Raw genomic sequence first — 14,417 nt, 5'->3', positions numbered from 1 at the left:
CTTCTTGCCTTCAGCCTTTCATCGCGTGCGCGAGGGAGTTCAGTCGGGTCTTGATCGACGAATCGATCATCTGGCTGCCGATCTTCACGACCAGGCCGCCGAGCAGCGAGGGGTCCACCGACAGGTCGACCGAGACCTCGCGGCCGATACGGGTGCGAAGCTGCTGCTTGAGCGCGTCGACCTGTTCGGCAGTGAGCGGGTGTGCCGAGGTCACTTCCGCGGTCGTCTCGCCGCGGTGGCTGGTCGCCAGCGCGCGGAAGGTGCGGATGATCGCCGGCAGCTGCGCCAGACGATGGTTCTCGGCGAGTACGCCGAGGAACTTGGTCGTCGTCGCATCCAGGCCCATCACGCCCGCCGCAGCGGCGACGGCCTTGCCGGCGTCCTTGCGGCCGATCAACGGGCTGGTGGTGAGCGCCTTGAACTCGGGCGATTCGTCGAGCGCCGCCCGCACGGTCGCAAGGCTCGCTTCGACGGCCTCGATGGCCTTGGCGTCACGTGCCAGCTCGAAGAGCGCGGTTGCGTAGCGTCCGCTTAGGCTGGCCTGAATACCGCCGGAATTCTCCACGCGATTCGTTTCCTCTCGGAGGGTCGGAAGTGACCCCATGCACAAAAGGGGGGCGACGCAAACTGCGCCCCCGATGGGTTGCCGGGCTGCTAGCATCGCGCTTGGCCGTATGCAACCCGAGTCGCCGAAACGTCACACGCTGGTTTCATGTTTGCGTTTCGACGTGTCTGGAAGCGCCCAAGAAAAAGGGCAGGCGATGCGCTCGCCTGCCCCGAAATCATGGGATTAGCCGGCGTCAGGCGACTCGCAGCGCCGCCGCGCGCTTGCGCCGGAACATGCCGCCGACCAGCGCGAAGCCGCCGATCATCGTCGCCCAGCTGGCGGGCTCGGGCACTGCGCTGAGGAACACCTGGCTCTGCTGGTCCTTGGAGAAGAGCAGCTGCAGCTTGTGGCCGGCGATCGCGGTCCAGCCGCCGGTCGTGATCTGGGTCAGGTAGCTGTTGGCCAGCGCACGGGCATCGTCGCTGTTGCCGCCGACGGTGTAGAACTGGCCGCTGGTGGTGTCGTAGTTGCCGCTATGCTCTTCGAGGATCTCCCACACCGCCAGCTGGGTGGCGGCGGAGATGGTCTTGCGGCCGAGCAGATCCTGTTCGTTGCCCAGCAGCACCTCCGAATGGGTGAGCAGGGTGAGCAACTGCTGCTGGCGGGTGACGTCGCCGAGCACGGCGGAGATGCCGGTGCGCTCGAAGCTGCCGGTACCGATCGCGGTGAAGGCGTCGGCGCAATAGGTGAGGAACTCCACCGTCTTGCCGTTCTCGGTGCCGGTGAAGCGGAAGCGGCTCATGCCCGGCCAGTTGCCGACGAAACCGGTGGGGGTGTAGACCATCTGGTCCGCGGCGAGATAGCCGGGATCGTCGTCATAGCCGGTGATCACCACCGTCGCATGGGCGGCTGCCGGCACCACCGCGCCGAGCGCCAGGGCTGCGGCCATCAGGACATTGCGCATCGTCTTCTGTTCCCACCTGTTGTGGGGACGAGCGCTAGCGGGCGCGCGGGGGCCGGGGCTAGCTTATTGAAATTGGTGAATGACCGGCTTTGGCACAGCCGTGCCGGGTTGGGACGGGCGCGGCGCGTCCCGACCTAAATCCCCCTCCCGCCTGCGGGAGGGGTTAGGGGAGGGTGTGTGAGGGTAGCGGGCGATCCGACGTCGATTGGCCGAACAGGCGCAGCCGCGCTTCTTCGAGCGCAGCCCCCGCTTCCCTTACACACCCTCCCTCTGCCCCTCCCGCAAGCGGGAGGGGGTAAAGAGGGCAAGACTTAGCGCGAGCGACCCGCGCCGCCGCCCTGGCCGCGATTGCCGCCACCGGGGCGACCCTGGCCGCTGCCGGCCGGACGCGCGTTGAACTTGCGCTTCGGCGCACCCGGACCACGACCGGCGCCAGCGCCCGCACCGGCATGGCCGGCACCTTCGGCGCGACGCGGCTGGTCGCTGCGCGGACCACCCTCGGCGCGGCGCGGCTCGCCGGCACGCGGCGCATCGCTGCGCGGACCGCCGCGACCACGACCGCCCGGCTGGCCGTCGCCACGACGACCCGAGGCATGCTGCATCGCGCGGCCGTTGCGGCCGTTCTGCTCGTCGCGGCTCGCCGGCATCGGCGAACGGGTCGACTTGATCTTGTCGGACTCGGCCGTGAAGTTCTCCGGCAGCGGCTGCACGGTGAGCTTCTGGCGGGTCAGCCGCTCGATGTCCTTCAGGTACGGACGCTCGTCATCGGCGCAGTAGCTGATCGCGATGCCGTCGGCGCCGGCGCGCGCGGTGCGGCCGATGCGGTGGACATATTGCTCCGGCACGTTCGGCAGCTCGAAGTTGAACACATGGCTGACGCCCGACACGTCGATGCCGCGCGCGGCGATGTCGGTCGCGACCATCAGCTTGACCTTGCCCGAGCGGAACTCGCCCAGCGCGCGCTCACGCTGCGGCTGGCTCTTGTTGCCGTGGATCGCGTTGGCGGCGATGCCGTTGCCGGCGAGCAGCCGCACGACGCGGTCGGCACCATGCTTGGTGCGGGTGAAGATCAGTGCGCGGTCGATGTCCGGGTTGCGCAGCTGGATCGTCAGCAGCGCCTGCTTTTCGGCCTGGGTCACATAGGTGACGAACTGCTCGACGCGCTCCGCCGTGGTGGCGACCGGGGTCACCTTCACTTCGACCGGATTATGGATGAACTGGCTGGCCAGCTCGCGGATCGTCTTCGGCATGGTCGCCGAGAAGAACAGCGACTGACGCTTGGTCGGCAGCTCCTTCACGATGCGGCGCAGCGCATGGATGAAGCCGAGGTCGAGCATCTGGTCGGCTTCGTCGAGCACCAGGATCTCGATGCCCAGCAGGATCAGGAAATGCTGATCGAGCAGGTCGACGAGGCGGCCCGGCGTGGCGACGAGGATGTCGACGCCGCGCGCCAGATCGGTCTTGTTCTTGTGGACCGAAGTGCCGCCGAACACGGTGGCGATGCGCAGGCCGGTGCCGCTGGCATAATGCTTGGCGTTGTCGGCGATCTGCGCGGCCAGCTCACGCGTCGGCGCGAGGACGAGCATGCGGCAGCCGCGCGGCTGCGGGCGCTTGCCGCTGGCGATCAGGCGATCGATCGAGGGGAGCATGAACGCCGCGGTCTTGCCGGTGCCGGTCTGCGCGATGCCGAGCAGGTCGCGGCCTTCGAGCAGCGCGGGGATCGACTGCGCCTGGATCGGCGTCGCGTCGGTATAGCCCTTGGCGGCGAGCGCAGCCAGGACGGTCTCGGAAAGGCCGAGTTCTTTGAATTGCATGGTAAAACCTTATAGATGCGGCCGGCGCGCACGCATCTTCAAAGGGCGCACGCGAAGGCGGGGTCAACAAGTGACGCCCCGCGTGATTTGGGAAGCCGATAAGCGACGAAGCAGAGCCTAGCGGAGCAGGTCCCCGTTTGGGGCGCGCCGCCGATCACGCTGCATATAAATGCCTCGTCGTGATTTCGCATATGGCAGTGATGCTGCGTCGCGTCAAGAAGCGTGTGCGCGTTGGTCAGGCGTTAACCCCGTTTGTCGTAGAGCCGGTGTCCTGGGGCAAGGGAACAGGTGCTGGTGCTCGTCGCGAGGCTGGAAGTTTGGGGAAGCATGGACGCGCGCGGCGCGGTGCGCTTCCTGGTGAATCGGGAAACCACCGTGCGCGGCATGGACGGCCGCCCGTTCGACGCAGTGGTCGAGAATTTCTCGCGCACCGGCTTTTTGTTCAACGCCGATGTCGCGCTGCCCGAGGGGACGCTGATCTGGATCGGCATGTCCGGCGCCGGCGCGCGCGAGGCACGGGTGGTGTGGCGCGAGGACACGCGCCACGGCTGCGAATTCCTGATGCCGCTCAGCCAGCGCGACCTGCAGCATGCGTTCCGGAGCCGGGAGCGGATGGTGGAGGATCTCGAGGCGCGGCTGCGGCGGGCGAGCATGTTGCGCGAGGGGGAGTAAACTATTTGGATCCTCCCCTGCCAAAGCAGGGGAGGGGGACCATGGGCGCCAGCCCATGGTGGAGGGGCCGCCGCGCCAGCGGCGGTGCGCAGGTGGTGCAGGGAGCACCGCGCCTCGCGGCGCGGCCCCTCCACCACCGCCTCCGGCGGCGGTCCCCCTCCCCCGTAGGGGGAGGATCCGGGCAGCCCACCGTCAGCCGACCCCTTGCGACAAAATGCGACAATTTAACCGTGGTTAATTCAGAAACCCGACATGCGCTGTCGTGTTCTTTCTCGCTCTCACAATGGAGGACGAGATGACCATCAAGCATATCGGATCGATCGGCGCCATGTTCGCCGCCGCCATGATCGTGTCGGCACCGGCCGACGCCGCACCCCGCCACTATGGCAAGAAGCAGGTCTGCAAGGTCGAAGTCCGCGGCCATGGCCATCACAAGAAGCGCGTGCGCGTCTGTCACTGGGTTCGCCACCGCTGATCGCGGGCAGTTTCCAGGTCGCCAAATAGAGGGATACCCCGCGATATGAAGAACATGATCTCATCGACCGTCAAGGCGCTCGCCTGTGCAGGCCTTATCGCTTCGGCGAGCGCGCCCGCATTCGCCGCGCAGCACGATCAGCGCTGGCACGGCGAGCAGAAGAACTGGGATCCCGCCCGATCCTATCGCGACACCAACCGGTCGCCGCGACGGCTTTCCCGCAACGACCGCATCTATCGCGGCCGCGACGGCAGGACCTATTGCAAGCGCTCCGACGGCACGACCGGCCTTGTGATCGGCGGCGTGGCGGGCGGCGTGCTCGGCAACGTCGTCGGCGGCGGGACGCTGGGGACGCTGCTCGGCGCAGGCGGCGGCGCGCTGCTCGGCCGCCAGATCGACAAGGGCAACGTCAAGTGTAAGTGAGCCGTGGGAGGCGCTACGGCGCCTCCTGCCTCCAGGCCTAGCCTATCGTCGGGTCCGGCAGGAACGCCCGCTCTCGATACGCGAACCAGTCGAAGTCCGCCGGCGCGCCCATGCCACTCACGTCCTGGCAGGCCATGCCGATGAAGGCGCCGGTGAAGTTGGGCAGGCCCGGCGCGCTCGCCTCGTCGGAGAGGATCGAGGCGTCGAACAGTTCGGGGAGCCAGTGCCAGGCCTCCGCCCCGGCCATCCGCCAGCCGAAGCGCAGCCGCTCGTAATCCACTTCGCAGCGTAGCTCGACCGGACCTGCCGGCAGCGGGATCGGCGTGGTGAAGGCGTCGCCCTGCGGCGAATCGGGCAGCGCTGTCATCACGCGGAGATGGCGGCCCACATCCTCGTCATGGCTGACATGGAGATAGTGGAACTTGGTGCTGTTGTAATAGACGACCAGCCCCGCCGCCTGCTGGAAATCCTGCGGTTCGAAGTCGAGCACGCAGCTGGTCGAGGTGCAGAAGGCCTGGAGCCGCCGCGCGACCAGCGCTTGGGTAAAGACGCTGCCGATCGTCTCGCGCCCGAACAGGCGGAGATGGCCGGGCCGGGCGGTGAGGCTGAAGATCCGGTCGGGCTCGGGGGTGCGCAGCCATTGCAGGTTGATCGGCAGCGTGGCCGAGTCGAAGTCGTGGCGCTCCTCGGTCGGTCGCGCGGGCGAGGGCGTGTTGCTGAGCGCGGGCACTTCCAGTTCGGGCAGGCCGCGGCCGTCGCGGGTGTAGAGCCAGCCATCCTCGGCCCAGCGCATCGGCTGGATCGCGGTCTCGCGGCCGAGCACGCAGCGCCCGCGATTCGGCAGCGGGCGGCCGCACAGATAGGCGAGCCAGGGTTCGCCCTCGGCGGTGTGGACCAGATCGGCATGGCCCGCGCGCGCCAGCACCGCATCGGGGCGGGTGCGGCTGGAGAGGATATAGGTGTCCGGGTGCAACTCGTACGGCCCGGTAATCTCGCGCGACCGCGCCATGGTGACGGCATGGTTCCAGCCGGTGCCGCCCTCGGCGGTGAGGAGGTAATAGAACTCGCCCCGGCGATAGAGATGCGGCGCCTCGGTCAGCCCCAGCGCGGTGCCGGGGAAGATGTTGGTGCGCGCGCCGACCAGCTTCTCCGCCGCGGGATCATATTCCTGCAGCACGATTCCGGCGAAGCGGTTGCGGCCGGGGCGATGGTCCCAGAGCTGGTTCACCACCCATTTGCGGCCGTCGTCATCGTGGAACATCGAGGGGTCGAACCCGCTCGAATTGAGGTGGATCGGATCGGACCACTCCCCGTCGATCGTGTCGCAGGTGACGAGGTAGTTGTGGAAGTCGCGCAGCGACGCGCCCGAGGCGCCGCCCATCGTCGTGCGGCCGTAGCGCTTCACATCGGTGTAGAGCAGGTGGAAGCGCGTGCCGTCATGGGTGAGGCACGGCGCCCACACCCCGCAGCTGTCCGGATCGCCACGCATGTCGAGCTGCGCCGCGCGCACCAGCGGGCGGGCGATCAGCGTCCAGTTGGCGAGATCGCGGCTGTGGTGGATCTGCACGCCGGGGAACCACTCGAAGGTCGAGGTCGCGATATAATAGTCGTCGCCGACGCGGCAGATCGACGGATCGGGGTTGAAGCCGGGAAGGATCGGGTTGCGGATCATCGGGGCGCCTTGACGAGGGTCCAGAGAAGAAGGGCGGCGACGAGGTCGAGCAGCCCGAGGGCGATGAAGAAGGGGCCATAGCCCAGCGAGGCGACCAGCCCGCCGATCAGCAGCGTGAAAATGAGGATGCTGCCATTGGCGAAGGTGCCGGCAAGGCCGGCGACGGTGCCGAGCTCATTGCGCGGGAACAGGTCGGTCGCCATGGTGATGACGGTGACCGAAAGCGTCTGGTGCGCGAACCCGCCCAGGCAGAGCAGCGCCACCGCCGCCCAGGCATTCTCGACGCTGGCGACGAACACCATGCCGGTCATCAGCAGTGCGCCGAAGGTGAAGGTCCAGCGCCGCGCGTTGATCAGGCTGATCCCGCGCCGCTGGAGGAACAGCGCCAGCGCCGGGCCGAACATGCAGCCGATGTCCGCCGCGATGAACGGCAGGAAGGCGGAGACGGCGATCTCGCCCAGGTTGAAGCCGCGTACCTTCACCAGATAGAGCGGCATCCAGAAGGTGAGCGTCCCCCAGGTCGGGTCGGCGAGGAAACGCGGCAGCGCGATGCCCCAGAAGTTGCGCTGGGTGAGCAGACGCAGCGGCGAGGGGCGCTCGGCGCGTTCCTGGATATGGGCTTCCTGGCCGCTGAGGATCAGGTCGCGTTCCTGCTCCGAGATGCTCGAATGGGTTTGCGGCGTGCGATAATTGACCAGCCACAGCAGCGCCCAGAGCAACGCCAGCACGCCGGTGACGACGAACGCCGCGCGCCAGTTCCACAGCGCTATCGATCCGGCGACCAGCGGCGCTGCCAGCGCCGCGCCGGCCGAGGCGCCGAGATTGTAGATGCCGCCGGCAAAGCCGCGCTCGCGCGCCGGGAACCATTCGGACACGACCTTGAGCCCGCCGGTGTGCGAGGTGCCCTCGGCAAAGCCCAGCATGCCGCGGAGTGCGAACAGCCACTGCCAGCTGAACGCCAGCCCGTGCGCCATGCTCAGCAGGCCCCAGCCCGCGGCGAACAGCGCCATGCCCGAGCGCAGGCCGACCACGTCGAGGATATAGCCCACCACCGGCTGCAGCATGATGCCGCCCTGGAAGGCGGCGGTGATGTAGGAATATTGCTGCTCGTTGATGTGGAGATCGACCATGAAGCTCGGTGCGGCGACCGCCAGCGTGCTCCGCGTCAGATAGTTGAGCATCGTGCCCAGCATGACGATGCCGATGATCCACCAGCGCAGCGCGCTCGTGCGGTGCCAGAAGGACATGCACTCTCCAAACTTCCGCGCCGACACGCGTGTTAACGTTAACGTTGCCAGCAAAGCGCGTCGACTGCAAGAGCCGGGGCGGCTTTGCGCGCAAGCGGCGGGATGCCGCAACTACGCCAATGGGCGTATAGCGATGGCATGACCGATGCCGCTGCCCTGCAGGATGCCCGCTGGAACGCCTTCGCCGCGCGCGACCGGGCGCAGGATGGGCGCTTCGTCGTCGCGGTGACCACTACCGGGATCTATTGCAAGCCGAGCTGCCCGGCGCGGCGGCCGCGTCCGGAGAATGTCCGCTTCTTCGATGCGGGGGCGGACGCCGCCGCAGCGGGCTTCCGCGCGTGCCTGCGCTGCAAGCCGGACGAGGCGGCGCGCGATGCGATCGCCGTCGCCCGCGCCACCGAACTGCTCGATGCAGCGGAGGAGACGATCGGGCTCGAAGCGCTGGCCGCGGCGGTCGGCTACGCGCCGCACCATTTCAACCGGCTGTTCAAGCGTGCGACCGGCGTGACCCCCGCCGCCTATGCCCGGGGTCTGCGCGCACGCCGGGCGGCCGCGGCACTCGACGAGGAGGACAGCGTGACCCAGGCGATCTATGCCGCCGGCTATTCGGCCCCCAGCCGCTTCTATGCCGAGGCAGGCGCGCGGCTCGGCATGGTGCCGAGCGCCTGGCGCAGCGGCGGGGCGGGGGTGACGATCCGCTGGACGCTCGCCGACACCAGCCTCGGCCCGCTGCTCATCGCCGCGACCGACAAGGGCCTGTGCCGCATCGCCTTCGACGAGGATGCCGCGATGCTTGCCCGCCGCTTCCCCGCCGCGACGGTGGCACCCGGCGATGCCGATTTCGTCGCGCTCGCGGCCGAGGTAGTGGCGCTGGTCGAGGACCCCAACCGCCAGCGCGACCTGCCGCTCGACGTGCAGGGCACCGCCTTCCAGGAGGCCGTCTGGCAGGCGCTGCGGAAGATTCCGCCGGGCGAGACGCGCAGCTATGCTGAACTCGCGGCGATGGCGGGCAATCCGGGCGCAGTGCGCGCGGCGGGCACGGCGTGCGGCGCCAACCCGGTCGCGCTCGCCATCCCCTGCCACCGCGCCCAGCGCGGCGACGGCAGCATGGGCGGGTACGCCTATGGGCTGGAGCGGAAGAGAGTGCTGCGCGCTCGCGAGGGCGTGCGCGAGCGGAAGTAGCCTACTGCGCCCCGCCCGGCGCGCAGTGATAGACCAGCTTCTCGTTATAGGCCGGCGGCAGCGTCGCGCGCATCAGTTGCTGGAGGCTGGCGAGGCTGGCGCGCTTGGCCTGGTCGGCGGTGCACTGGTTGACCGGCACCACCGGCTTCACGTCGCGCACCTTCTGCATGTCCGCCGCCGAGAGGAAATAGCGCGTGTCGGTGAGCGTGCCGCTGTCCGGATCGAACTCGCGCACCGTCACCGTCTGTTCGTCGGCGGGGACGAGCACGCGCTGCCAGCGGCGGCCGGATTCGGCATACTGCGTGCCGCCGTCAAAGCAACCGTCGGGTCCGACATTCAGCTTCACCGCTTCTCCCGGCGAGACGGTGATCCGGCTGCGATCGGGCTGGAGCGTGCAGACCAGCGGGCCTTCCGCCCCATCCGCCGGCAGCTTGGCCTCGGCTGTCTGGTTGCCCTCGCCCGGCGCGGCGATGCTCGCCTCGTCGAAGCTCGGGCGCAGCACGAACAAGGCGACCGCACCGAGCAGAAGCGCGCCGCCGCCCACCGCGGTCCAGATGCCCGGGCGCTGCCGGTCGCGCGAGAGCAGCAGCCCCGCCGCGCCCAGCGCCAGCGCGCCGAACACCAGCAGCACCGCGGCACCCGCCATATAGGTTTCGCGCGCGGACTCGTTGGCCGCCCGCGCCTTGTCGATCGCCGCCTCCCGGGCGCGCGCCGCGGCGGATTCGGCCTGCGCATTCCGGTTGGCGATGTCGGCGCGGTCCTTCTCCTCGGCCGCCTTGTCGAGCGCGTTGCGCTGGTCGACGCTGATGCACGGCGCCGCGATCGAGACGAAGGGCTGCTTGGCCTGGGTCAGGAAGGCGGTCAGTTCCGGGTACGAGATTGCGAAGGCGAAGGTCGAATCGCCTTCCTCGCTGTTGGTGATCGCCGAGTTGACGCCGAGCACCCGCCCGCACGCATCAAGCAGCGGCCCGCCCGAATTGCCGCGGGCGATGTTGGCGGTGTGGAGCAGCACCGAAATGCCCTCCAGCGTCCGCGTGCCGGCAAAGCCGCCCTGCGAGCGCACCGGCGATTGCGGGGTGATGAAGTCGGCCGCCGAGCGCGCCGTGGCGATGTCGACATTGCCCGGATAGCCGAGCGCGAACAGCGTCTCGCCATCGGTCACCGCGGCGCTGGACAGCGCCAGCGTCGGCAGCTTGGCGCCGCTGAACTCGATCAGCGCCAGGTCGCGCTTGGTGTCGATCGCGATCAGCTTGCCCTGGAAGGACTTGCTGCCCTCGGACGGCACTACGCCGATCACCACGTTGCCGGGATAGCGCGAGGCGAGCTCGACGACATGCGCGTTGGTGACGACCCGGTTGGGTGCCACCGCGAAGCCGCTGCCATGGCCGAAGCCTACCACCTCGTCGTCGGCAACCGCGATGGTGACGATCCGCACCACGCCGCGCCCTGCCGCCGAGATGTCGTCGGCACGCGCCGGCACAATCCAGGCGAGCAGCATCGCCACCAGCATGATCACCTGCCGCATGCGCGGAAACACCCCGGTTCTAGCCATGGCCGCGCTTTCGGCGAAAAGTGCCGCGGGTTCAAGCGGCGCCGCGCCAATGCCGCTACTTCGCACCGGCAGGCGCCGGTGCCGCGGCGGCACCCGCCCGGATCCGCGCGTCGAACGCGTCGATCATCCTGGAGGCCGCCGCGCCCGCGCCCGAGGCGTGCGGATCATAGGTGAGCACCAGCAACATCGCCCGCGCCTCGACCAGCTTCTTCTCGCCGACCAGCATCCCCGCGACCTGCATCCGCAGGCCCCGATCCTGCGGCGCCAGCGCATAGGCCTGCAGCAGCCCCTTCCGCGCGGCCTCGGGCGGCCATTGGCGGCGATCGGCATAGCTGCGGTAGAGCAGGATCAGCGGCCGCGGATCCTCGGTATCGAGCCGGTTGGCGCGATCGATCGTGCGGCGGATCGCGGCCCAGGTCTCGGGCGTGTCGTCCCTGGCCGCCTCGGCGATCGACATCTGCGCCATCGCCCGGGTGCAATACGCCTCGACCAAGTTCGGGTCCGCGGCGATCGCCCGGTCGGTGGCAGCGAGCGCGGTCGCAGGATCGCCCGCGGCATAGGCCGCCCCGGCCAGCGCCTGCTGGACCTCGACATCGTCGGGGAAGCCCGCCGCGATCTTCCTGGCCTCGGCATAGAGGGCGGCGGCGGTCTTCTCCTCCAGCCCGGCGTCCGATCGAATCCGTATCGGCAGCATCGCGGCCTCGCCCGGCCGCAGCAGCCGGATGGACACCGGCGGAATGGCGAGGTTCTCCGCGCGGATGCGAAACCCGCTGATCTTGCGCTGCCGGAGGAAGCGGTCGAGTTCCTGGTCCAGCGTGTCCGGATCGCCGAACGCGGCGGCCGCCGCCTCGGGGGGGTTCCGCTGCCGGGTGATCGCATCGAGATAGGCGCTCAGCTGGCCCCTGCGGCTCGATTCGAAGCTCAGATAATGGACCAGCGCCCAGCCGCGCCCATAGAGCGCTTCGCGCTGGTCCGGGCGCAGCCTGCCCGCCGCGCCCGCCAGGATCTGCCGGATCGGTAGCGGGTTGACCGTCTGCAGGCCCTGCGCGCGGTAGAGCGGCGCGCCGCCGAATTGCAGATTGCCCGCGCGATCGAAGCTGGCGGTGGCATGGAACTCGGCCCAACCTTCGGACACCCAGGAGGGCAAGGCGGCATCCGGCCAGGTGGTCGCCAGGAAGTGATGGGCATATTCATGCTGCAGCACCTGTTGCGTGCCGAGCGCGAACGGCCCCTCGCCGAACAGGTCGCCCGGCACGAACGCCACCGAGGCCCCGGCGCGCGGGATGTAGAAGCCGGCGACATTGGCGGTACCGGCAAGGGCGGCGACGCGCCCCTTGTCGCCGACGAAATAGACGGTCAGCCGCCCGGCCTTGCCCAGCGAGGATTCCAGGATGCCGCGCGACAGGCGCAGCGCCTTGTCGAACTTCTCCAGCCGTTCGGCATTGCGCCGCAACGCCGCTTCGGAGGCATTGGCATAGACGATGAAATGCGCCGTCTCGGCGACGCGCCAGTCGGCATGGGCCGTTCGCACACCGAGAACCGCCAGGAACAACGCCAGCAAGGCCAAGCACCGCATACACGGTCCCCCGTCGCCCCCGGCCGCCACGATATCGTGCGGCGGGGCGATGGCAAATCGAATCGGCGGGGTCAGACGAAGCTATAGGGGTCCACGTCGACGGCGACCCGCACGCGGGCGCTCCAGCTCAGCCCGCCCAGCCAGTCGCGGAGCACGTCCTGCACGTCGAAACTCCGCTTGGCGTGGACGAGCAGCCGGAAGCGGTGCCGCCCGCGCAGCATCGCCAGCGGCGCCGGGGCAGGGCCGTAGACGTGCATCTCGGCCAGCTCCGGGGCCGAGCGGCCGATCATCCGCGCGGTTTCCTCCGCCGCCGCCTTGTCCTCCGAGGAGACGATGATTGCGGCATAGCGGCCGAAAGGCGGCGCATCGGCCTCTCGCCGCGCCTCCGTCTCGGCGGCGTAGAAGGCCTCGGCATCGCCCGAGACCAGCGCCCGCATCACCTGCGCCTCGGGCGCATGGGTCTGGATGAACACCGTGCCCGGCTTCTCGCCGCGGCCGGCACGGCCCGAGACCTGCATGATCTGCTGGAAGGTGCGTTCGGAGGCGCGGAGGTCGCCGCCGTCGAGCCCGAGATCGGCATCGACCACCCCGACCAGCGTCAGGTTGGGGAAGTGATAGCCCTTGGTGACCAACTGGGTGCCGACGACGATATCGATCGCGCCATGCTCCATCCGCGACACGAACTCGGCCGCCTTGGCGGGGGACCAGAGCGTGTCCGAGGTGACGATAGCTGTCCGTGCCTCGGGCCACAGCGCCGCGACCTCGTCGGCGATCCGCTCGACCCCCGGGCCGCAGGCGACCAGCGTGTCGTCGGACTTGCACTCGGGGCACATGCTCGGCGTCGGCATGGTGTGGCCGCAATGGTGGCAGGAGAGGCGGTGGAGCAGCCGGTGCTCGACCATCCAGGCCGTGCAGTTCGGGCACTGGAAGCGGTGGCCGCAGTGGCGGCACAAGGTCAGCGGCGCATAGCCGCGGCGGTTGAGGAACAGCAGCGACTGTTCGCCGCGCTTCAGGGTCTCCTCGATCGCCGCAACCAGCCGGGGTGCCAGCCAGCGGCCGCGCTCCGGGGGCTCGCGGATCAGGTCGATGGGCTCGATCTTCGGGAGTTCGGCGGCACCGTAGCGGCCGGGCAGCTTGAGCTCGGCATAGCGGCCGACTTCCACCTGGTGCCGCGTCTCGATCGCCGGGGTGGCGGAGGCGAGGACGACCGGGCAGCGCTCGAACATGCCGCGCATCACCGCCACGTCGCGGGCGTGGTAATGCACCCCCTCTTCCTGCTTGAAGCTGGTCTCGTGCGCCTCGTCGACCACGATCAGGCCCAGCTTGGAATAGGGCAGGAACAAGGCCGATCGCGCGCCCACCGTCACCATCGCCTCGCCGCTGGCGATCGCACGCCAGGCGCGGCGGCGCTCGGAGCTGCGCAGGCCCGAATGCCATGCCACCGGCTCGCAGCCGAAGCGGCCGGCGAAGCGGGTGAGGAAGGGCTCGGTCAGCGCGATTTCGGGGAGCAGCACCAGGGTCTGCTTGCCCGCCTCGATCGCGGCGGCGACCGCCTCGAAATAGACCTCGGTCTTGCCCGATCCGGTGACGCCGTCGAGCAGGAAGGGCTGGAAGGCGGCGGTCTCCACCGCGGTGCGCAGGCCGCCTGCCACCGCCGCCTGGGCGGGGTTGAGCTCGGGGGGCGCGAAGGCCGGGTCGGGGAGCGGGTAGGGGGCCTGGGTGTCGACCGTCACCGCCTCGATCGCGCCGGTCTTCACCAGCCCGCGAATCACCGCGTCGGAGACTTCGGCGATCGCGGCGAGCTCGCGCACCAGCCCCTGGCGCTCGCCGATTCGCTCCAGCGCCTGGATACGCTGCGGCGTCAAGCGGTCGGGGATTACGCCGGTAGCGCGATATTCGGTGATCGTCGGCGCCGCCTCGAACGCCGCCGAGGTGCGCAGCGTCATCGCCAGCACCGAGGAGGGGGGGGCGAGATAATAGTCCGCGGTCCATTCGATCAGCCGCCGGACGGGGGCGGGGATCGGGGGCGCGTCGGCGACGGCGAGGATCGCGCGCAGGCGATTATCGCCGATTTCTTCGGTGGGTAGCCGTTCGGGCTCCCACACGACGCCGGCAAACTGGCGCGGGCCGATCGGAACGATGACGATACTGCCGGGCTCGACCGTCATGCCATGGGGCACGCGATAGTCGAGCGGCCCCAGAGCCGGATGGAGGACGAGAATGCGCGCGCGGGACATGATCGGCCCCTCATATGGGCATTTTCGGCGGAACGGGAATCCCGTATCGCCTGTTC

The 14,417-nt window shown here is 69.3% G+C and carries 12 protein-coding genes; 4 read left to right on the top strand and 8 right to left on the bottom strand.

Translation table 11 applies throughout. The features are described 5' to 3' along the window. Nucleotides 1-10: 10 nt before the first annotated feature. The 3 genes from ACTJKY_RS00775 to ACTJKY_RS00765 all read right to left on the bottom strand — a co-directional run bounded on the left by ACTJKY_RS00775 (nt 11) and on the right by ACTJKY_RS00765 (nt 3,325). Complete coding sequence (locus tag ACTJKY_RS00775; RefSeq protein WP_440843543.1) at nt 11-565, bottom strand: F0F1 ATP synthase subunit delta; 555 nt, start codon at nt 563-565, stop codon at nt 11-13. Between the two features lie 235 nt (nt 566-800). Beyond that, nucleotides 801-1,511, bottom strand: coding sequence for a PEPxxWA-CTERM sorting domain-containing protein (locus ACTJKY_RS00770; RefSeq protein ID WP_440843542.1), 711 nt, complete (start codon nt 1,509-1,511; stop codon nt 801-803). 311 nt (nt 1,512-1,822) lie between these two features. Then, nucleotides 1,823-3,325: a DEAD/DEAH box helicase gene (locus tag ACTJKY_RS00765; RefSeq protein WP_440843541.1), complete on the bottom strand. Its 1,503-nt coding sequence runs from the start codon at nt 3,323-3,325 to the stop codon at nt 1,823-1,825. Between the two features lie 288 nt (nt 3,326-3,613). On the opposite strand from ACTJKY_RS00765, the gene ACTJKY_RS00760 reads away from it, so the two are divergent. The 3 genes from ACTJKY_RS00760 (at nt 3,614) to ACTJKY_RS00750 (ending at nt 4,895) form a co-directional block, all read left to right on the top strand. Further along, the gene (locus ACTJKY_RS00760) at nt 3,614-3,997 is read left to right on the top strand and encodes a PilZ domain-containing protein (protein WP_440843540.1); all 384 of its coding nucleotides are present in this window, start codon (nt 3,614-3,616) and stop codon (nt 3,995-3,997) included. Nucleotides 3,998-4,292: 295 nt separating this feature from the next. Next, complete coding sequence (locus tag ACTJKY_RS00755) at nt 4,293-4,472, top strand: hypothetical protein (protein ID WP_141988124.1); 180 nt, start codon at nt 4,293-4,295, stop codon at nt 4,470-4,472. A gap of 45 nt (nt 4,473-4,517) precedes the next feature. Further along, entirely contained in the window at nt 4,518-4,895 is a 378-nt protein-coding gene (locus tag ACTJKY_RS00750) for a glycine zipper 2TM domain-containing protein (RefSeq protein ID WP_440843538.1), read from the top strand. 37 nt (nt 4,896-4,932) lie between these two features. Here ACTJKY_RS00750 and ACTJKY_RS00745 read toward each other — a convergent pair whose 3' ends face one another. Further along, the gene (locus ACTJKY_RS00745) at nt 4,933-6,567 is read right to left on the bottom strand and encodes a glycoside hydrolase family 43 protein (protein ID WP_440843537.1); all 1,635 of its coding nucleotides are present in this window, start codon (nt 6,565-6,567) and stop codon (nt 4,933-4,935) included. Continuing rightward, a complete protein-coding gene (locus ACTJKY_RS00740; RefSeq protein ID WP_440843535.1) occupies nt 6,564-7,814 on the bottom strand; it encodes an MFS transporter in 1,251 nt (416 codons plus the stop codon). Before ACTJKY_RS00740 ends, ACTJKY_RS00745 begins: the two co-directional genes overlap by 4 nt. A gap of 138 nt (nt 7,815-7,952) precedes the next feature. On the opposite strand from ACTJKY_RS00740, the gene ada reads away from it, so the two are divergent. After that, a complete protein-coding gene (ada, locus tag ACTJKY_RS00735) occupies nt 7,953-8,996 on the top strand; it encodes a bifunctional DNA-binding transcriptional regulator/O6-methylguanine-DNA methyltransferase Ada (protein ID WP_440843534.1) in 1,044 nt (347 codons plus the stop codon). 1 nt (nt 8,997) lies between these two features. Here ada and ACTJKY_RS00730 read toward each other — a convergent pair whose 3' ends face one another. From ACTJKY_RS00730 to ACTJKY_RS00720, 3 genes are all read right to left on the bottom strand, one after another. Continuing rightward, entirely contained in the window at nt 8,998-10,548 is a 1,551-nt protein-coding gene (locus ACTJKY_RS00730; protein ID WP_440843532.1) for a S1C family serine protease, read from the bottom strand. A gap of 55 nt (nt 10,549-10,603) precedes the next feature. Continuing rightward, a complete protein-coding gene (locus ACTJKY_RS00725) occupies nt 10,604-12,109 on the bottom strand; it encodes a hypothetical protein (RefSeq protein WP_440843531.1) in 1,506 nt (501 codons plus the stop codon). 86 nt (nt 12,110-12,195) lie between these two features. Continuing rightward, on the bottom strand, nt 12,196-14,361 hold the full coding sequence (locus ACTJKY_RS00720) for a primosomal protein N' (RefSeq protein WP_440843530.1): 2,166 nt from the start codon (nt 14,359-14,361) through the stop codon (nt 12,196-12,198). Nucleotides 14,362-14,417 lie beyond the last annotated feature (56 nt).

Origin of the sequence: Sphingomonas sp. 22176 (genome assembly GCF_052045505.1) — a bacterium.
Taxonomy (GTDB): Bacteria; Pseudomonadota; Alphaproteobacteria; order Sphingomonadales; family Sphingomonadaceae; genus Sphingomonas.
This window is presented reverse-complemented; position numbering and strand designations above follow the sequence as displayed.

Excerpts from the sequence above, each read along its gene's own strand:
- ACTJKY_RS00770 (WP_440843542.1), bottom strand. The coding sequence starts at position 1,511 with ATGCGCAATGTCCTGATGGCCGCAGCCCTGGCGCTCGGCGCGGTGGTG.
- ACTJKY_RS00765 (WP_440843541.1), bottom strand. The coding sequence starts at position 3,325 with ATGCAATTCAAAGAACTCGGCCTTTCCGAGACCGTCCTGGCTGCGCTC.
- ACTJKY_RS00755 (WP_141988124.1), top strand. The coding sequence starts at position 4,293 with ATGACCATCAAGCATATCGGATCGATCGGCGCCATGTTCGCCGCCGCC.
- ACTJKY_RS00750 (WP_440843538.1), top strand. The coding sequence starts at position 4,518 with ATGAAGAACATGATCTCATCGACCGTCAAGGCGCTCGCCTGTGCAGGC.
- ACTJKY_RS00745 (WP_440843537.1), bottom strand. The coding sequence starts at position 6,567 with ATGATCCGCAACCCGATCCTTCCCGGCTTCAACCCCGATCCGTCGATC.
- ACTJKY_RS00740 (WP_440843535.1), bottom strand. The coding sequence starts at position 7,814 with ATGTCCTTCTGGCACCGCACGAGCGCGCTGCGCTGGTGGATCATCGGC.
- ada (WP_440843534.1), top strand. The coding sequence starts at position 7,953 with ATGACCGATGCCGCTGCCCTGCAGGATGCCCGCTGGAACGCCTTCGCC.
- ACTJKY_RS00730 (WP_440843532.1), bottom strand. The coding sequence starts at position 10,548 with ATGGCTAGAACCGGGGTGTTTCCGCGCATGCGGCAGGTGATCATGCTG.
- ACTJKY_RS00720 (WP_440843530.1), bottom strand. The coding sequence starts at position 14,361 with ATGTCCCGCGCGCGCATTCTCGTCCTCCATCCGGCTCTGGGGCCGCTC.